The organism is Cyclobacterium salsum, assembly GCF_010119245.1.
GTDB classification, from domain to species: Bacteria; Bacteroidota; Bacteroidia; order Cytophagales; family Cyclobacteriaceae; genus Cyclobacterium; species Cyclobacterium salsum.
In genome coordinates this window covers 524,068-543,213 of the sequence record NZ_WNKG01000001.1, presented here as the reverse complement: position 1 = coordinate 543,213, position 19,146 = coordinate 524,068, and the positions used below count along the sequence as shown (strand labels likewise).

The 19,146-nt window shown below is 44.5% G+C and carries 18 protein-coding genes; 16 read left to right on the top strand and 2 right to left on the bottom strand.

All coding sequences use genetic code 11. The annotated features are described in order from the left end of the window. Nucleotides 1-5: 5 nt before the first annotated feature. Together GJS45_RS02105 and GJS45_RS02100 are read right to left on the bottom strand one after the other, a co-directional pair. Entirely contained in the window at nucleotides 6-1,394 is a 1,389-nt protein-coding gene (locus tag GJS45_RS02105; protein WP_162339780.1) for an amidohydrolase family protein, read from the bottom strand. Then, a complete protein-coding gene (locus GJS45_RS02100; RefSeq protein WP_162339779.1) occupies nucleotides 1,387-3,063 on the bottom strand; it encodes an amidohydrolase family protein in 1,677 nt (558 codons plus the stop codon). The genes GJS45_RS02105 and GJS45_RS02100 overlap by 8 nt, the downstream gene beginning before the upstream one ends. Before the next feature lie 270 nt (nucleotides 3,064-3,333). Here GJS45_RS02100 and GJS45_RS02095 point away from each other — a divergent pair, with 270 nt between their 5' ends. From GJS45_RS02095 to GJS45_RS02025, 16 genes are all read left to right on the top strand, one after another. Continuing rightward, nucleotides 3,334-3,879 carry a class I SAM-dependent methyltransferase gene (locus tag GJS45_RS02095; RefSeq protein ID WP_162339778.1) on the top strand — a complete coding sequence of 182 codons (546 nt, stop codon included), beginning with the start codon at nucleotides 3,334-3,336 and terminating at the stop codon, nucleotides 3,877-3,879. 39 nt (nucleotides 3,880-3,918) lie between these two features. Beyond that, a complete protein-coding gene (locus GJS45_RS02090) occupies nucleotides 3,919-4,974 on the top strand; it encodes a PA0069 family radical SAM protein (RefSeq protein WP_162339777.1) in 1,056 nt (351 codons plus the stop codon). A gap of 1 nt (nucleotide 4,975) precedes the next feature. Further along, nucleotides 4,976-5,233 carry a hypothetical protein gene (locus tag GJS45_RS02085; protein WP_162339776.1) on the top strand — a complete coding sequence of 86 codons (258 nt, stop codon included), beginning with the start codon at nucleotides 4,976-4,978 and terminating at the stop codon, nucleotides 5,231-5,233. Nucleotides 5,234-5,235: 2 nt separating this feature from the next. Then, nucleotides 5,236-5,805 carry a peptide-methionine (S)-S-oxide reductase MsrA gene (msrA, locus tag GJS45_RS02080; RefSeq protein ID WP_162339775.1) on the top strand — a complete coding sequence of 190 codons (570 nt, stop codon included), beginning with the start codon at nucleotides 5,236-5,238 and terminating at the stop codon, nucleotides 5,803-5,805. 92 nt (nucleotides 5,806-5,897) lie between these two features. Continuing rightward, nucleotides 5,898-7,571: a DUF6909 family protein gene (locus tag GJS45_RS02075; protein ID WP_162339774.1), complete on the top strand. Its 1,674-nt coding sequence runs from the start codon at nucleotides 5,898-5,900 to the stop codon at nucleotides 7,569-7,571. Nucleotides 7,572-8,307: 736 nt separating this feature from the next. Next, nucleotides 8,308-8,904: a DUF4255 domain-containing protein gene (locus GJS45_RS02070; RefSeq protein WP_162339773.1), complete on the top strand. Its 597-nt coding sequence runs from the start codon at nucleotides 8,308-8,310 to the stop codon at nucleotides 8,902-8,904. 2 nt (nucleotides 8,905-8,906) lie between these two features. After that, nucleotides 8,907-9,764 carry a hypothetical protein gene (locus GJS45_RS02065; protein WP_162339772.1) on the top strand — a complete coding sequence of 286 codons (858 nt, stop codon included), beginning with the start codon at nucleotides 8,907-8,909 and terminating at the stop codon, nucleotides 9,762-9,764. An 11-nt stretch (nucleotides 9,765-9,775) separates the two neighbouring features. Beyond that, the gene (locus GJS45_RS02060) at nucleotides 9,776-11,749 is read left to right on the top strand and encodes a phage tail sheath family protein (protein ID WP_162339771.1); all 1,974 of its coding nucleotides are present in this window, start codon (nucleotides 9,776-9,778) and stop codon (nucleotides 11,747-11,749) included. Nucleotides 11,750-11,782: 33 nt separating this feature from the next. Next, entirely contained in the window at nucleotides 11,783-12,211 is a 429-nt protein-coding gene (locus GJS45_RS02055; protein ID WP_162339770.1) for a phage tail protein, read from the top strand. A 2-nt stretch (nucleotides 12,212-12,213) separates the two neighbouring features. Next, complete coding sequence (locus tag GJS45_RS02050; RefSeq protein ID WP_162339769.1) at nucleotides 12,214-12,654, top strand: phage tail protein; 441 nt, start codon at nucleotides 12,214-12,216, stop codon at nucleotides 12,652-12,654. Continuing rightward, a complete protein-coding gene (locus GJS45_RS23605; RefSeq protein WP_202928018.1) occupies nucleotides 12,654-12,803 on the top strand; it encodes a DUF5908 family protein in 150 nt (49 codons plus the stop codon). The genes GJS45_RS02050 and GJS45_RS23605 overlap by 1 nt, the downstream gene beginning before the upstream one ends. Nucleotides 12,804-12,807: 4 nt before the next feature. After that, the gene (locus GJS45_RS02045) at nucleotides 12,808-13,491 is read left to right on the top strand and encodes a CIS tube protein (protein ID WP_162339768.1); all 684 of its coding nucleotides are present in this window, start codon (nucleotides 12,808-12,810) and stop codon (nucleotides 13,489-13,491) included. A gap of 1 nt (nucleotide 13,492) precedes the next feature. Beyond that, complete coding sequence (gene vgrG / locus GJS45_RS02040) at nucleotides 13,493-15,238, top strand: type VI secretion system tip protein VgrG (RefSeq protein ID WP_162339767.1); 1,746 nt, start codon at nucleotides 13,493-13,495, stop codon at nucleotides 15,236-15,238. Between the two features lie 7 nt (nucleotides 15,239-15,245). Further along, a complete protein-coding gene (locus GJS45_RS02035) occupies nucleotides 15,246-15,539 on the top strand; it encodes a PAAR domain-containing protein (RefSeq protein WP_162339766.1) in 294 nt (97 codons plus the stop codon). Between the two features lie 11 nt (nucleotides 15,540-15,550). Next, complete coding sequence (locus tag GJS45_RS02030; RefSeq protein WP_162339765.1) at nucleotides 15,551-15,964, top strand: GPW/gp25 family protein; 414 nt, start codon at nucleotides 15,551-15,553, stop codon at nucleotides 15,962-15,964. A 26-nt stretch (nucleotides 15,965-15,990) separates the two neighbouring features. Beyond that, nucleotides 15,991-19,146: a baseplate J/gp47 family protein gene (locus GJS45_RS02025; RefSeq protein WP_162339764.1), complete on the top strand. Its 3,156-nt coding sequence runs from the start codon at nucleotides 15,991-15,993 to the stop codon at nucleotides 19,144-19,146.

Here is a 19,146-nt window from a genome sequence, read left to right as displayed (position 1 = left end):
GGAGACTAATGATTGTGTTCGAAAAGGTTACGGCCAAATCCGGTAAAATAGAAATCTACATCGCTCATGCAATTGATATGATCTGCATGGAGAAACATAGGTTCCAGCGTCTCTTCCGGATCTACTTTCAATCGCTGGTCTGTTTTATCTTCTTCTCGATCAAAATACTTGATTCCATCTACCCAGGTCATCTGTGGAATGGCATAAATGGATAGGGGATGCTTATCAAACAGCACCAGGTCGGCCTGCTTACCCTCTTCAATGGAACCTACCCATTGATCAATGCCCAGTTGTCGGGCAGGATTGATGGTAATCAACGCCAGGGCCTCTTCATCAGATAATCCACCATATCGTTGGGTTTTGGCAGCTTCATGGTACAAATGCCGGATCAATTCAGCAGAATCCGAATTGATGGAAGTAATCACACCATTTTTGGTTAATATAGCGGCATTGTAAGCGGTGGAATAATACACTTCGAATTTGTAAGCCCACCAATCGGAGAAAACCGAGGCTCCCATCGTGTATTTGGCTAGTTCGGGGGCTACTTTGAAACCCTCGTTTACATGGGAAAACACAATTTTGTCAATTCCATAGTCCTGGCAGACCTGGATTAGCATGTAGATTTCATCTGCCCGGTAGGAATGACAATGAATGATGATTTCCCCATCCAGAATATCCAGCAGCGTCTCTAGCCTGGAATTAAAAGTAGGGGGTACCTGCCGGTTATTTTTCTGGTCCTTTACCTTATTCCATGCCTCCCAGGTTTCTTTGTATTGCAGGGCTTCTTCGAAACCATTTCGGATCACGGCTTCAACCCCCATTCGGGACCGGGGTTGTAGGTTTTTGCCTCTTCCGTGTACCCGCGTTGGATTTTCTCCTAAGGCAAATTTTATGGTTCGGGGAGCCTCCTCCATGACCAATTCACCCGGATTAAAGGTGCCGTACCGATGCTTCAGTGTGATGTTTTGCCCGCCAATGGCATTGGCGGAACCGTGCATGGCGTGAGAGATGGTCGTTCCGCCTGCCAGTGCCCGGTAAATTCCTATGTCAAAAGGATCGATCACATCCTCCATTTTCACTTCTGCTGTGATCGGGCTGCTGGCCTCGTTAATAGCTCCCAGGGCCACATGGGAATGCGCATCAATAATTCCCGGCATGAGGAATTTTCCGCTGGCATCGATGACAGGAACATCTCTGGGAACCTGAAGTTGATTTCCAATCTGGTGAATGATCCCATCTTTGACCCAAACATCCGTATTTTCTTTAACACCGTCCGTAATGGTGATGACATTTGCGTTTTGAATGAAAACGTCACCCTTTTCGATCTCCTGAGCCTGACTGGCACCTATAAAAAGGGTAAGGATGATTATTGAAACTAGTATTTTTCTAACCATTGCTCTTTTCCGGTTTATCCTTCTTGACAGCCTTCACGGGGAAAGTGCCATATCCAATTATCTTCATATCGCCAGTGAATTTTCTTCCCGATAGATTTCCACTGACCTCTACGTCGAGCTTATCGCTTCCCACCGATACGGTAAAAGAAAATTGCATTTTTTCCTCGGTAATAACGGCATCTTCGATCGAGGAGGTTTTCATCCCTTGCCCTTGCGGATCTTCGTAGGTAATGGTCCCGGTCCATTTTCCTTCGCTTTGATTGATTTTCCAGGTGCCCGTTGATTTCCCTCCTTGCGTTTCAGCCTCATACTCCCAGGTAGTCTCTCCCTTTGATACTTTTCCTGGCTTTTCAGAATAGTCAAATACGTAGCCATCGCTGACCACCATCTGTATGGTAGCCCCTTCTGTAAATAGCGTGTCGGTCATTATCAGGAGGTTAGCCATTTTCCCCTCGGAAATAGTACCGGTTCTATCGTCTATTCCAAGTAATTTTGCCGCGTTTACGGTTAATGCTGCTAGTGCTCCCTCTTTACTGAGGCCATTTTCAACCATAAGTTGTAAATTTTTAAAAAAATCTCCTCTCGGTAAATGTTTGGTCGTAAGCGCGAAAGGAATCCCTGCCACTTCATATTTTCCTGCCAGTGCCAACGACTGCTTGTACGCTTCCCTGGTTCTATCCATTCGGTTTTCAAAGTCCTCGCTTTTTTCACCTGAAGGAATTTCTGAAGAAGGATCCTCCGGCAAATTCAAGGTAAGGACCGCACCTACTTCCTTTTCCTTCAGCAGCGGAATGAGTTTGTCTCCTTCATTGATTCCCGTAAGAATTAGTCGAAATTGATTTTCATCTTTCATTTTCAATGCTCTCCGGATATCCAGTTCATCGGAAATTTCTAAAAGAACAGGCATGTCACCGTTGATAACGGGAATTAATGCCTCTAAAACGGGTTTTTTTTCCAGCCTGCTGATGTTCCGATTCGCTGCATACATTTCCTGATGTTTTTTGTACAGACGGGCATTTTGGATAAGGTCTCTCCAGGTAGCCATGACACCGAGGTTGGTATTGGGGTACACCCCACCAACCGTACTAAATTTGAAGTAGATCGATTGGTGTTCGGCGATCAGGTTGTTTTTACCCTCTTGCCCATAGATTACCAAGGCAGAGGTGCCTGGAAGCATTCCTTTACCCAAGGGTAATTTTTGCGCCAGGGTAAATCCTAACTTACGCCAGGCCTTATCATGGGGATTTGATTGTTGATAATACTCCGTTACGTTAAAATGCGGATGAATGCCCGCAATTTCCGGCATGGGCTTGGAAGGATCGAACCCCTCCGGTTTTTCAGGTAGGGTGGGTTCCACCACTCCTGTTTTATTGGCCATGTCTATAAACCCGGCATATACAAATAAGGAATCTCCGTTGATTTCCTGAGCTTCTGCCGGTAAGGGAATGTCCTTACCAACAGCCGTGATGATACCCTCTTCAAACAGTATGTGCTGGTTTTGGAGGATTTCTCCCGGTGATGGAATCAGGGTGGTGTTGGTAATTACGTAACTGCTTCCCAACCTTCTCTCACCATTCCGGTCACTTTGCCCGAAAAGCGGTTGGGTTACGAGAATAAAAAGGAATAAACAGGAAACTGAAATTGGAATTAATAGGTCTTTAAAATTCATTTTGTGTTCATAACAATCCTGGCAAACAACAAAATAAATCAGTAATAAGCAAAATTGTAATTTTTTTTTACCAGCCTTTCATTTCTATACAGGAATGGTTTATAAATGCTGAAAAATGTAGTGGGAAGAAATGATTTGCCCTTTTTTACAAAAAAATGACTTAAATGAGGTTGTTTTTAGTAACTTTGAAGTTTGTTAATAGAACAGAATAATAAAAAGGACCTATTTAAAATAATAATTAATTCTATCCCAGGCTAATTCCATTTCCAAATGAAGAAAAGTTCGCTTTTTAAAGAATTGTTTGTCAATATAAAAACTACAGGTGCCGTTACATTTAGCTCAAAATCACTGGTTAATAAAATGTTGTCATTTGCTGATTTTAACGGAGCAAAAGTCATTATTGAATTAGGAGGTGGAGATGGAAGCATTACCCGTGGAATCGTGGAACGCATGGATTCAGATTCAGTTTTGTACGTTTTTGAAATCAGCGAGCATTTTTGCAGAAATTTGAGCCGGCAATTTGCCTCGGAAAATGTAAAAATCATATGTGATTCGGCCGAAAATCTCGACAAACATTTGGATGGAAAACAGGTGGATTTGATTTTATCATCCTTGCCCTTTAGCCTTATACCTAAAGAGTCCAGAACTGCCATTTATGAGAAGAGCCGATTGATTCTGAAACCAAGTGGGTTTTTCATTCAAATTTGTTATTCATACCTGTTGCGTTTTCAATTTGCTTCCTATTTCAGCAATATCAAAACAGCCTTTACGCTTAAAAATTTTCCTCCGGCATTTATTATCATCTGCAATACCTGACAGCCGGATAAATCCCATTAATTTTTTATCTTGCCTCTGATGAAGTCAAATTTTCCAAAAGGCAGGGGTACGGGCAGTAGGCCCGATAATTTGTATGAAAAAAACAGATTCGTAAGGGAACATCCGGAAGGTATAGACGCTGTGGACACGGAGCAGCGCCTCGCCACCGAATATTTAATGGTGAGCAGCAAAACGGCAATCAGCACCAATGATAGTCCGGACATACCTTTAAGTTCATCCGTAAACCCGTATCAGGGATGCGAGCATGGTTGTATCTACTGTTACGCACGAAACAGCCACCCGTATTGGGGCTACGATGCCGGATTAGGATTTGAGAGTAAGATCTTGGTAAAAAAGGATATTGTTTCCTCGTTAAGAACGGAATTCGAGAAGAAGCGGTACAAGCCCAAGCCCATCATGTTGTCCGGAAACACCGATTGTTACCAGCCTGCGGAGCGGAAATTTAAACTAACCGCTAAGATACTCGAACTTTGCCTGGAATTTTGCCATCCGGTCAGTATCATTACTAAAAATGGCTTGATCGAAAGGGACCTACAGTTACTTAAATTATTGGCTGAAAAAAGGTTGGTTCATGTTTATTTTTCCATCAACCATCTTGACCCCGGATTAAAACGGATTTTGGAACCCCGAACAGCGTCCCCCCGAAAAAAAATTGAACTCATACGAACATTTTCTGGGCAGGGGATTCCTTGTGGCATTATGGTTGCACCGCTAATTCCAGGAATCAACACGGAAGCTATGCCGGAAATCATTCGGCAAGCCGCCGCTGCAGGTGCCAGGAAAGCGGAATATACCGTCGTTCGGCTAAACGGACAGCTTAAAGAGTTGTTTCAGGAATGGCTGGAAGTACATTTTCCTGATCGAAAGCATAAAGTTATGCATCAGATAGAATCGTTGCATGCGGGCCGCAGTAATGACACGGAATGGGGGAGAAGGATCAAAGGAGGCGGTGTTTTGGCAGAAAGCATAGCAGGATTGTTTCGGGTTTCGGTAAGAAAGCACCTAAATGGCGAAAAAATGCCTGAGTTTGATTTGGACATATTTAAAGGAAATGGACAACTGAATCTTTTCTAACATGAATTACCTGGATGAAGGCATATTGGTACTGGCTACCATGGAAATGGCCCAAAGAAACAAGGGAAGCTACTTTAGCCCCACCGACGTGTTACGCTGGATCTATCCAATTGACTGGCGTTCCTTTCTGGACGAGGAAAAATGCGCCCTGACCTGGCTTCAGGGAGAGGGGCTATTGGAAGTCTTGGTAAATGGTAAGCCGGTGAAGTCAAACTTTTCATTATCGGAACCTGTTACCATTAGACTTAAATGTGAATAATTATGAGCGACCTACCTAAATCAACCGTACAAATACCGGATTCAAAATCAGCTGCCACCTTTGGAACAGGCTGCTTCTGGTGTACGGAGGCCGTTTTTCAGAAGTTGAAAGGTGTAGAAAGCGTGCAATCCGGGTTTTCAGGAGGGCACGTAGAAAACCCTTCTTATCAGGACGTGGTTAGCGGAACCACAGGACATGCCGAAGTGGTCCATGTGGTGTTTGATCCGGAAGTCATTGCCTTTCCCGAATTGTTGGAGGTTTTTTGGTCCAGCCATGATCCAACGACCTTGAATCGACAGGGGGCAGATGTGGGACCGCAGTACCGATCGGCAATTTTCTACCATTCAGAAAACCAGCAACAAGAGGCACTTAAACTCAGGCAGTCGTTGGACGAATCTGGGGCATTTGATAACCCCATTGTAACTGAAATTACCCCTTTTTCCAATTTTTACCCCGCAGAAGAATACCATAACAACTATTTCGAATTAAATGGAAATCAACCTTATTGCCAGTTTGTGATTCGGCCTAAGGTTGAAAAATTTAAAAAAGTATTTGCCGGAAAGTTAAAGTAAGTCAGCTGATTCTTTACTTTTTACCCCTTTGAGCAGGGCATCAGCCCGGTAAAAAGTAGTAAGTTTGTACAAATTTTACTGCCAATACTTTTATGAAACGAACCAAAGCTCAGGAATCCAGGTCTGCAATCGAGCGATTGTACATTACCATGCGTCACCTTTTCATGCGGGGAAATTACAAACCTACGGGCGTTTCGGGGGAGTCGCTGGTACAGGCACTGCTCACATTAAGTCCGGAAATTTATGGTTTGGTCAATGACCCGGAAAAATTGGAATTGGACGGCTTATTGTACGTCATGGAGCGATTACCCAGTGGAATCGAAGAGTGTCGGTACATTCGCCTGATCAGTAGGGAAGGGTACGAGGACTCCGGATTTCCCGCCTTGGTTCCGGCCAAAAGAAAGCGAAATTGTTACCGGGTGGATGAGGAACAGATGTATGTGGAAATGACTCGGGGAAAAAGTGACATTTACGATATCCTGACCCACCTTACTTTTTTATTCATTGAATCTGAAAAAATCCGAAAGAATAGCAGTGATCCTAAAGGCCGGATCAACCTAAACTGGAAAAAGCTACAGCAGGTAGTAAGCCAGGAAGAAAATGGCGAGGAGTTCAATGAAGAGGCGGCTTGTTCTTACCTAAGCCACCTTACTGGAAGAACCTTTGAAGAGACCAAATCCGCAGTACAGAAATTCAAGACTTCTCAGAATAGTAACAGCCTGTTTGCCGTCATTTACCATATGGGACGGTTATCCATGGAAGAGGTGTTGGAGGGGAATGACCGGGAAGTTTCCTTTTCCGCAACCCTTCGGGAACGGGTGGGGCATCATGTATATGGAGAAAGCTGGGCCAATACGATCAAGGTGGTGCTCGATGAGGAAAACCTGATAGAGCGCCCACTGCATGTAATCAGTGCTAACCTCCACAGCGTGGTCAATACCATTTACGGGCACCAGGCCCTTGGGCTGGAAAGTTACGAAGCGATTGAGGAAATGGCCTTAAAGATAAGCCTTCAATCTAAAGGTAATAAGGAAAAAGAAATATTGGAGTATGCTCGGAGTCAGGGCTTGATTTCTGTTCCGGATACTTCGGGTACCAATATTGGAGTACAGATAATCGATACCGGAAAGATGGAGTCCAGTACGCTATTACCGGGTTTGCCACTACCTGATGAAAGCAAAAAACGGCCGGTTTTGGTGATCATGGACTATGCCTTTGGCGAACAAGCCTACGAATGCTTTGACGAGTTACTAAAGCCGTATGAAATTGGTCAGCAAAAAGTACCGCTAAATATCATTTCCAGCTCTATCATGGGCAAGGCGGGTATATTGGAGGGTAAAAAAGGGGATATTATGATTCCCAATTCCCATGTTTTTGAAGGGACTGCGGATAATTATCCATTTAAAAACGAATTGGATCCGGAAGATTTTGAAGGGTACGGCTTGGGTGTATACGAGGGGCCTATGATCACCGTCCTGGGCACATCATTACAAAACCGGGATGTGTTAGGTTACTTTATGGACTCCTCCTGGCAGGCTATCGGTTTGGAAATGGAAGGAGCTCACTACCAAAAGGCCATTCAATCGGCGAGCAAGATTCGAAACAGCATTCGCAAAAGTGTGAAGGTAATGTATGCCTACTACGCCTCGGACAACCCCCTGGAAACCGGAAGTACGCTGGCCTCAGGAGCGTTGGGAAAAGACGGAGTCCGGCCTACTTACCTGATCACCTACAAGATATTGGAAAAGATAGGGAAAGCCTGGTAACCCTTCTTTAGGAACCGCCCTTGACTTTATTTTCTCTTAATCCTTCCTTGATTACGGAAACATCCCAGGCCTGGTCATTTAGACTAGTTCGACGTTGTAATTCGGTATTTAGCAATTCCTCCCGCATGGAAACTTTCACATTAAATTACGGATACAACCCCTACAAATCATGGAAAGTCACATTTGGCATGCCTTGGATTTCCGCTACCATGCCTTTCATTATCTTGGAATGCTCAAATTTTGGGTGGGACATTGCGACCAGAATTTTTTTTATATTACGGGGTTGTTTCACTCTAATTGGGATAGAAAGGGGTATATCAATCCGGTTATGACGAAACGCTTTCTCCTGAAAGTATCCAACAGATTAGAGAGAAAAAAGAAACAGATAAGTATTCTTTTTTAGTCTTTAAATACCATTTAAGAAAAAAGCGATGAAAACGTTATTTTTCTATATGCAAATCCTCATTTTTTACCCTTTAAATTTTTATTGAAACACTTGGATTTGATGTAAATTTCTTTCAAATTTGAGAAGGTAGTGTTAAATTTTGACTGTGATACAAGGAGCAAAATTTAGTAGCTATCTATGGCTAAACGGTAGTTGTTTCACTACTTCGGTGTCTGGCTTATCGGAGGAATTCGAACGTTTTCAAACGGTTTTCTCCGGATAAATCACAGGGAGTCATCAAGGCTCAGGAATATTGATCTTTTAGACGCGTATAATTTAGCAGAATTACCAATGATTTTTGAAGTTTTCCAGATTCTCAGCGAGCAGGTAAACCAATACTTTCAGGAAATGGGGCTGGAAGATTCTCAATTAATTATAGAAAACATCGCCCTGGCAGAAGGATCTTCCGACGCAGCTGATGCCATGCGGGATAAAACGGTTTTAACGCTGGTAAACCTCCACGAGGAAGGAACGATGAAGAATTTTCCCAATCACCAGTTGAGGGAGGATCAGGTACAGTACCGGAATCGGGTGATTAATCTGCATTTGTTTTTATTGTTTTCTGCCAATCGCAATATGTACAGCAAATCCCTAAAAGATTTATCGGCCGTTATCTCTTTTTTTCAGGGAAAAAAACTGTTTACGCAGGGCAATACTGTTTTTGACCGGGAACTAGACTCCATGCAACAGGTGGGGAATTTCCGGTTTACCATGGAGTTATACACGCCAACTTTCGAGGAATTGAATTTTATCTGGGGCACCTTGGGGGGGAAACAATTTCCATCCGCGCTGTACCAGCTAAACCTGCTTCCACTAGAAAGGGATATGAGCCAATCAAAGGGGCCATTGATTCAGCGCATTCGTTCCGATGTAAAAAACCGATCTTAGTTATGCAAGTCGCCGCCTATAGAACCCTGTTTTCAATTGATATTCTGCACAATTACCATTTGAATAATGGGGAAGAGCGGTTTGAAGACATGCCGGATGATGATAGGGAAAAAGCACTAAGGTTTTATCGTTGGGAATCCCTTTTGAAAATTAATCCTACGACAGCAACCCGGAGAAATTTGGAACGCTTTCAATTCCTTGTAAAAAATAGTTCCAGCAAATTCCGGGTTCTGGTCAGAGTTGGCGAGGATGCGCCTCAGGAAAGTTTTATTCCGATAGAGCAGGAGTTGACGCTTGCTTTTACGGTTGAATACAGGGATCCGCATTTTGAAAATTACACCGACATGCCTTTTCTGGTTGGTAACAAAATGCTTTTTGCAAATTTTCAACCGGAAGAACCAGAGGGGTTGGATTTCCAACCCATTTCATTGGACAATGAAGCCGAATATTTTTCCGACAATTGGCTGGTATCCGATGAAAATTTTCAGGTGTTAATGGAAAGGTATGCGGGTCTGGATGCTGGAATCTCACCTGTGGGTTTACTTCTAATTCGGATGCAGGGAGAATCAGGTGCTCGAAACGTAATCAATATCAATCAGTCCCTTAAAATAACGCCGACGGTCTTTAAAATTCATTTCAATAACCGAAGTACCTATTGGAGATTTTTGCAAGCCTCCAGCGGAACGGAAATAGAGACCAACCAACCCAAACCGCTTACAAAAAATGGTTTTGTGGAACTAGATCCTGAGGCCGATTTTGATGTGGATGCGGGATCAATCAGCCAATTCAGGTTCCCCAATCCGGGGATAAAACGTATTAATTCAGATGGAAACAATTATTATTCAGAAATCACCATTTAACAGGATGAATCATGGCAGCAAATTACAGAACCCCGGGTGTCTACATTGAGGAAATTTCAAAATTTCCTCCATCCGTAGCGCAGGTAGAAACCGCCATTCCGGCATTTATCGGATACACCGAAAAAGCCCGTGAAAAAGAAGCAGATACTACCGAAACCCTTTCGAACCAACCTAAAAGAATCGTATCCTTATTGGAATACGAGAATTTTTTTGGCGGACCGGAGCCCGAAACGGAGATTAAGGTTCAGGTTACCGAAGAACTAGGAGAGAAAAATATTTTGGTAGAGCATCCCGACCCGGAAGACAAGTCTCCTTTTTTGATGTACTATGCCTTGCAGGCTTATTTTGCCAATGGTGGCGGTCCCTGTTATATTATTTCGGTGGGCGTATATGCGGATGCCGATCCAATTACACCGGTAGCCTTGGCTGCTTTAAACGTAGGTTTGCAGGAGCTGGAAAAGGAGGATGAACCTACCCTGATTCTTTTTCCAGATGCCACCTCCCTGCCGGAGCCGAGCGAATTTTACTCATTGTATAATAATGCCCTGGCTTTGTGCAGAAAAATGAGAGACAGGTTTACCATTTTGGATACCTATACCAACAACATGGAAACGGAAATTTCGCTGGAAACGGGCGTGAGGGAATTGATTACTTCGGATTTGGAACTTAAAAAATACGGAGCAGTCTATTTTCCGTACCTGGAAACCATTTTGAATTACCAGTACGATCCCGAGCAAATCGAAATTTCGCATGTCATTGCGGATGCTTCCCCGGTTTCAGATATACTGGAGGAGGTAGATGATATTTTGCTGGAAGCGGAAGTAATCATGACGGATTTGCCTTCGGAAGTCACCGCATTTTCGGATGCCAATACCGCCCTTCAGGCAGAAACGGATGAAAATGCAGTTACCACCAAGTCAACGGTGATTGATCCATTGCAGGGAATAGTGGATGGATTGAATGCCTTTGCCGGGCTGATGACCGAAGTGGTGGAGGATACCAATAATGTGGCAGCACTCGCTCAGGAGGTGGACGAAACGTTGGCAACGGTTGCTACCGAGGCTTCTAATGCGTTAAATGATGAACTGGAGGATGCCGCCAATTTACCATCCCTAATCCAGGGGCTCCAGGGGCATTTGGATATTCTCAATGATGATGTCAATGGGGCAGCCGTTAAGCAAGCTTCTACCGATGCTCAAACCACCCTTACAGGTACTGACATTAACACGCTTTTGCAGGGCATTCTGGATTTAATAGATCCGACTATTTTAGATGCCCTACTGGATATTGAGGAATTAGATATGGTTTCGGAAGGAGAGCTTGAAGGTCTTTCTCTAAGTGAAGTCGAGGCCATTGACAGTGCTACTTACAATAATATCAAGGCAGAAATTAACAAATTGAAAGTCCTGTTACCCCCATCTTCACTAATAGCTGGCGTGTATGCGCGCGTCGATTCCAATACTGGTGTTTGGAAAGCACCGGCAAACGTGTCGTTAAATTACGTGGTAAAGCCAAGCGTTAAAATCACCAATGACATGCAGGATAGGCTCAATGTGGACACCATCGCCGGAAAATCCATTAATGCTATCCGCTCCTTTACCGGAAAAGGCACCCTTGTCTGGGGAGCCCGTACACTGGCAGGTAATGATAACGAATGGCGCTATGTATCGGTCAGAAGGTTTTTCAATATGGTGGAAGAATCGACCAAAAAAGCGACCGAACAATTTGTATTCGAACCAAACGATGCCAATACCTGGGTGAAAGTGCGCGCTATGATCGAAAATTTTCTGATCCAACAATGGCGCGCCGGAGCATTAGCAGGTGCAAAACCAGAGCATGCGTTTTATGTTCGGATTGGTTTGGGGCAGACCATGACTGCCATGGATGTATTGGAAGGAAAAATGATTGTGGAAATCGGTATGGCAGTAGTAAGACCCGCCGAATTTATTATCCTGAAGTTTTCTCACAAGATGCAGGAGTCCTGATTACGTAATTTCACACCCTAAAATGTAAAAACCATGAGTTATCCATTATCTAAGTTTCACTTCCAGGTAGAATGGGCTGGAACGAATATCGGATTTACAGAAGTTTCCGGCCTGGACGTAGAAACGGAGGTCATCGAATACCGGCACGGGGCAAGTCCCGAATACAGCAAAACCAAAATGCCGGGAATGCAGAAATTTAGCAACATTACCCTCAAAAGAGGGACTTTTGCCAGTGATAATGAGTTTTATGCCTGGTGGAATTCGGTACAGCTCAATCAAATAGAAAGAAGAGACATTACCATATCGCTATTGAATGAGGAACACGAGCCAGTGGTAGTCTGGAAGGTAAAAAATGCCTGGCCAACCAAAGTGCAATCGACAGATTTAAAAGCAGATGGCAATGAGGTCGCGATTGAAAGCATGGAGCTGGTTCATGAGGGTCTAAGCATTCAAAACGAATAGGTATGGCTTATGATTACCCGCCGGTTGGTTTTCATTTTTCGGTCAGTTTTACCGGACTGGAAGACGACGTTGATACTCAATTTCAGTCCGTTTCCGGATTAACGGTTGATATGGAGACAGAGGAGTTTGCGGAAGGGGGTGAAAACAGGTTCAAGCATAAATTTCCGGTGAAAACCAAGTATCCAAATCTGGTTTTGAAGAGAGGAATGGCGATAGAATCAGAGCTGATCCAATGGTGCAGAGATGCCATGGAGGGTTTTGAATTCGCACCCAAAGACCTTACCGTTCGCCTTTTGAATGAAAAGCACGAGCCGTTGAGGACATGGAATGTAGTCCATGCTTTCCCAGTCAAATGGGCAATGGATGATTTTAATGCTCAGGAAAGCAAACTGGTCATCGAAACCCTCGAATTTTCATACCACTATTTTAAAATTTTAGATTGATGCCCATAGAAATCAAAGAATTACACATCAAAATCAATGTGGATGATTCGGGAAAAACGACGAAAGGAAAAAGAACCGGAACGGATGAAGTGGTAGCCATCTGCGTGGAGCAGGTCATGGAATTGCTCAAACTTCAAAAAGAAAGGTAATAGCATGAGCGAAGGAAAGTTAGAAAAGTTAAAATTAATTGCGTACAGCGACCCGGAGTTCAATGAAAAGGTGGCTGACGGGGAATTTTCTACCTTATTGAATCCGGAGAAATACCGCTATCAGTACAAGATAGATCAAAACGAAGACCAGGCACCCGGTACCAGTGCTGCGCCCACCCGCTTTAACAAGAAGTTACCAGAGGAACTCGATCTGGATTTTCTGTTTGACCGCACAGGCATCGTACCCGGTAAGGAAGCGGTGGAAGATGGCGTAATCGACGACATTGAGCACTTCAAAAAAGTGATATTAGATTATAACGGGGAAGAACATAAACCTAATTATGTCATGATTTCCTGGGGAAGTCTTTTATTCAAAGGGTGCCTCACCGAAATGACACTGGAATTCAAGTTGTTTCGCTCGGATGGAACCCCTTTACGAGCCCTGGCCAAAGCCAAATTCAAAGGGTTCGTTGAGGACAACCTTCGGGCGGCAAAAGAGAATAACAGTTCTCCGGATCTGACCCATTACCGGGTGGTAAAAGCAGGGGAAAACCTACCCCTTATGGCGCAGCGAATTTATGGAGACCCTGGTTACTACCTGGAAGTAGCCAGAGCGAATAAACTGGTAAATTTCAGGAACTTAAAACCGGGACAGACGCTCTATTTTCCACCCCTTCAAAAACAATGACATGCCTAATAATGATGTAATCCAAACGGGGAGAAGTTCAGATTTGGTTACCCTGGAACTGCTTGTTCTGGGACAGTCCGTTCCGGATACGGTTCAAATTCAATCCGTATCTATCCAACGAGAAATCAACCGGATTCCCTATGCCAGGGTCACCCTGATTGACGGTGATGTGGCCAGAAGGGACTTTCCGATCAGCAATGAAGAAACCTTTTTACCAGGCAATGAAATAGAAATTTTATGCGGATACCATAACGACAATTCAGGGGTTTTTAAAGGAATTATCACCAACCACAAATTGCGAATCAGGGATGGGAGGCAACAGCTGGTTTTGGACTGCAGGGACAAAGCTTACAAAATGACGCAGGGTAGAAAATCGGGGTATTATTACGATCAGGCTGATAGTGACCTGATGGAAGTGCTCATCCAGAGAAACGAGTTGGAAGCTGAGGTGGAATCCACCCATTACACCCATCCGGAATTGATCCAGTACCAATGCTCCGATTGGGACTTTTTAGTCACACGTGCTCAGGCCAATGGCAGGGTAGTGCAGGTCGAAGATGGAAAAGTAAAGGTAAAAGCCCCTGACGTAGGCCAGACACCGTTGGAGACGGCTACTTTTGGAGCGAACATTTTGGAGTTTGATGCCGAAATGGACGGTAGAAACCAATTTTCAGCAGTAGCTTCTTACGGCTGGAACACAACAGATCAGGAAATGGTGAAAATTGACGGGGCTGATCCAGGAATACGATTAAACGGGAATATCAGTGCGGAAAACCTATCGGAAAGGATGGGGACAGGGCCCTTGGAATTAAGAAATGGAGGCCGGATTTCGGAGACAAGTCTTCAGGATTGGGCCGATGCAAATTGGTTGATCCGGCAATTGTCAAAAATAAGGGGAAGGGTGAAATTTCAGGGAATTCCACAGGTGCTACCGGGAAAGCTGATTGAGCTGAGTGGGGTGGGGGACCGGTTTTCCGGTACAGCCTATGTGTCGGGAGTACAGCACCAAATTGCTGGCGGTAACTGGACCGTGGATGTGCAATTTGGTTTGGACCCGGACTGGTTTTCAGAAGCCAATCCCATCCACACCCAACCGGCATCGGGCTTGTACGCCGCTGTCAAAGGGCTGCAGATCGGTAAGGTTTCCCAACTAGAGGATGATCCGGATGGGGAAGAACGAATCATGGTAACCTTACCGGTCATCAACGAAGAAGAACAGGGGGTATGGTGCCGGCTGGCTTGTCTGGATGCCGGGCAGGAACGGGGACTGGTGTTCCGCCCTGAAATAGGAGATGAAGTCATTGTAGGTTTTATCAATGAAGATCCCAACCAGGCAGTGGTGTTGGGTTCCTTATATAGTAGCAGCAATTCGAGCCCTTTTCCAGCTACTAACGACAACCACCAAAAGGGATACCTATCCCGTGCTGGAATAAAAATCACCATCGATGACGAGTTGGGGGCTTTGACCCTGGAAACGCCCTCCGGAAAAACCCTGGTTCTGGACGATGACGGTGACCAGGTGACACTGAAAGATGACCATGGAAATACGGTAGTAATGGACAGCGGGGGAATGGTTTTCGAAAGTTCCGGTGACATTGCAATCAAAAGTTCCGGTGACCTTTCCCTGGAAGGTACAAATGTGAAAATAACGGCTCAGGCTGAATTTACTGCCGAAGGATCTGCTGGTTCCACCTTGTCCAGTAGTGCAACTACTACCGTTAAAGGCTCTTTAATTCAAATAAATTAGTATGTATATGGGAATGCCAGCAGCAAGAATTACAGATATGCATGTTTGTCCGATGGTCAACCCGGGAGGAGTGCCTCACGTAGGTGGCCCAATCCTGCCACCCGGGGAGCCAACCGTACTAATAGGAGGGCTGCCGGCCGCTAAAGTTGGCGACATGGCTACCTGCTCGGGGCCGCCTGATACCATTGTTGCCGGCTCCTCTACGGTTTTTATTGGTGGAATGCCTGCTGCGAGGATGGGTGATAGCACGACACACGGCGGTTCGATCGTAGCCGGACTGCCAACAGTATTAATTGGCTAACAGAAATGATTATGGAAGAAGAAATGGGATTTTTGGGAAGGGGATGGCGTTTTCCTCCTTCATTCGATGAGAAGACCCAAGCTGTGAATATGTCTTCCGGAACGGCGGATATTCAGGAAAGCCTGTGGATTTTATTATCTACTCGCCTGGGAGAACGAATCATGCAGCCAAAGTATGGCTGTCAGTTGGATGAATTGCAATTTGAAACGCTGAATCGAACCACGATTACCTATGTTTCTGAATTAATTCGGACGGCTATTCTGTACCACGAACCCCGGATAGAGGTAGAAAAAATTACGATCAAAGAAGATGAAATTACGGAGGGAAAGCTAATTATTGATTTGACCTACCATGTAAGGGGGACCAACTCCAGAATGAATCTCGTTTACCCTTATTACCTCTCTGAAGGAAGGGGTCGTTTATAACCATGCAGCCGGAAAACCTGAACATATTGAAAATTTTGTGGCGGAAAGGCACTTCTCAGGAAGATAGGAAGCATGCTGCCCTAGATCCTGAAAAGTTGGATCTTATGGGGCTGAATGTGGAAGACTGGGTGTTTTTTGCCCATAATTTTGCCCGATTTATTCCTTTTTTATCTACCTCAGGTTCCAATCAAACCATCCAAAACTGGCAGGTGTTTTTTTCGGATCTTATTGAAATTGAAGAGATACCCTCAAAAGGAACAGAAGCATATGCAAACCTGGAAAGAAGTCTTCGGGAAAAAATTGCCCATTTTTCCAATTCAGGAGACCTTGCCCCACAACTTGGCCTTTTGGTGGCTTTTCTCAAGCTATTGGGTTATTCCCGGGAACGCATAAATGGGATAACGAAACGGCATCTGGATTTTTATTACCGTTCCGTTTTGAAGGTACCTAAGAATCCGGCCCGATCTGATGAGGCTTTTTTGGTGCTTGAGATGGCTAAAAACCTGCCGGTTCACTTACCGGAAGGTACGCTATTTGACGGTGGGAAAGACAAATTGGGGATTGCACGTCATTATCGATCGTTAAGCGATTTCTTTCCAAATCTGGCCCGTGTAGCGGTATTGAAAAACAGATACGTGGATGGATCCGGTAAAAAAATTCGGATTAGCCAGGTAGCAGATTCCCTGGATGGTAATGGGAGTTCGTTTTCCTCAGCAAATCAGGGTTGGTGGCCGTTTGGACATTCAGGAGATAGTCAGGAATTTCCCGCGCTACAGCCTGGTACCTTTGGGTTTGGGGTTTCGACAGCGACACTTTGGTCTGCGAACACTGCCGACCGCTATTTTAAATTTGAGTTTGAGTTTAAAAGGAACCTTTCTTTTTCCGGCAATCCATCAGATGTTGTGGATTTGTTTTCCTGCCATTGTACTTGCGAAAAGGGCTGGGTGGTACGTTCTCCTTCCAACCACCCTGAAATGGGAATGAGTTGTTCCGTGTCAGGGACAAAAATGAGCATTGTTCTGCATCTTGATAAGCAACAGCCGTCCCTTTTGGGACAGGAAGAAAAAGTTCATCATTCGGTAATTGGAAGCGGAGCTCCCTTGGTTTGGTTTGACCTGAAATGTACCGGTTCCAAGGCTTACCAGTGGATCAAGGGGTTGAGTGAAACCCCTCTAAAGAATATCAGAATTTATGCAAAATACAAAGGTATACGACAGGCAGTTTTGGAATCTGATTTGGGTATTCTTAATCCGGCTAAACCGTTTCAGCCTTTCGGAAGCATACCCAAAAAGGGAAGCAGTTTTTATATAAAGTACCCCGATTGGGAAGTAAAGAATCCGTCCAGGGTACAGGTAGATGGAAAGTGGTCGAATACACCGATGGGCTTTAAAGAATGGTATTTTGGATACCGTGATGTAGGAGAAGCCTATTTAAGCAAGGACAACTTTCTTTCCCAGCATTTCACCCCCCTTGTGAGCCTAAGCCAGCCGATCAAGTTTTTGTTATGGGAGCCGGGTGGGCTTAAGACACCGCTATTGACAAGCCAGATTAAAGTAAATACCGATCCATCCAATTTGATTGTCAAAAATGATGCTTATTTCAAGGCTACCATTTCAATGGGAGGTAAGCAGGATTGGACGAACTATCAAGATGGTATCCCTTTGTTTGGCGGAGATCCGGGTGACTATACTTTTGCGGCTGATATTTCACCCAAGGCTGGAAAAACCAATATATCGGCGAGTGGAGGTATTAAAGTTACCACCTCCCAATCCTTCCTGCATGATCTTTTCCCTAGGCTATACGCATTGGCCATGTCCAGCGACCAGCCGGAAACCCCCATCCCTAATGAACCATACACCCCTTTGTTGGAGCGTTTGGAGATAAGTTTTGAAACCGACGAAACGTACGATCTGAGTTCGGGAAATACCGGGGATTTAGAATTGTTTTACCGGGATGATTTCGGCCATTTTGAGCAGGAAAACAATACAAAGTCGGTAGATTTTCAGTCCCCACAGGAGAGTTATTTGCTCGCCTATCCAGGTGAGGGAGGAGAATTATTTATCGGAATCAGTGAGTTGATAAAAGACCAGCAATTGTCCTTGCTATTTCAGGTTTTGGAGGGCAGTGAAAACCCCTTGAATGCGAGCTTCACCTCCGAAACTACCCTACAATGGTCTGTATTGGCCGGTAATTATTGGAAGTTGCTGACGAAGGATCAGCTGGTTTCCAATCAAACCGAAAATTTTTTGCAATCTGGTATTCTTATTTTGAATCTGCCAAAGGAAACTTTTGAATCCCACAGCCGAATGCAGGATGATTTGGTGTGGATTCGGGTACGATCCTCCAACGCTTTTGATGCTAGCAGCCGGATGTTGGGCGTGTATGCGCAGGCAGTGAAAACCCGATTTGAGGATAGGAGGAATGAGTTAAGCCATTTGCAGGATGGCCTACCGGCAGAAAGCATCAGCAAAATGGTAGAACGAAAGGCGGGGGTAAAAACCGTGTTTCAGCCCTTCAATTCCTTTGGAGGAAAGGCACCAGAAACCGATGTGGCATTTCAAACCCGGGTGAGCGAACGGCTGCGGCATAAAAACAGAGCCGTTTCACTATGGGATTTCGAGCATTTGATTCTGGAGGAATTTCCGGAAGTGTATAAGGTGAAATGCCTGAACCACACCTGTTCTTCCTCTTTTTTATCCCCCGGTAATACTCTGTTGATCGTGGTTCCCGATACGGTGAATAAGAATGTATACGATATTTTTAAACCGGCTCTGAGTGGTGCCAAATTGGAACAGATAGAAGCCTATTTATCAGAAAAAATTTCCCCACAGGTGGAGGTAAAGGTTATCAACCCTTTATATGAGGAAATAAAAATCAAAGTTCAAGTCCAATTCAAGAAGGGGTTGGACGCTGCTTTTTACCGAAATCAAATGGAACAAGAGCTCATTCTTTTCCTATCTCCCTGGACTTCCGGTAAAAAACAAGCCATTGATTTTAGCAGCTCCATTAACAAGAGTGGCTTAATCTACTTTATGGAGAAACTAGACTACGTTGACTTTATTCAACGACCTATTTTGTTTAAAAATGAGGTAGAAGTAAAAGACAATGTATTTCCCAAGAGCCCGAAACACATTCTGGTATCTGCGGAATCACACGATATATCCTTGTATGAAATCAGCTAA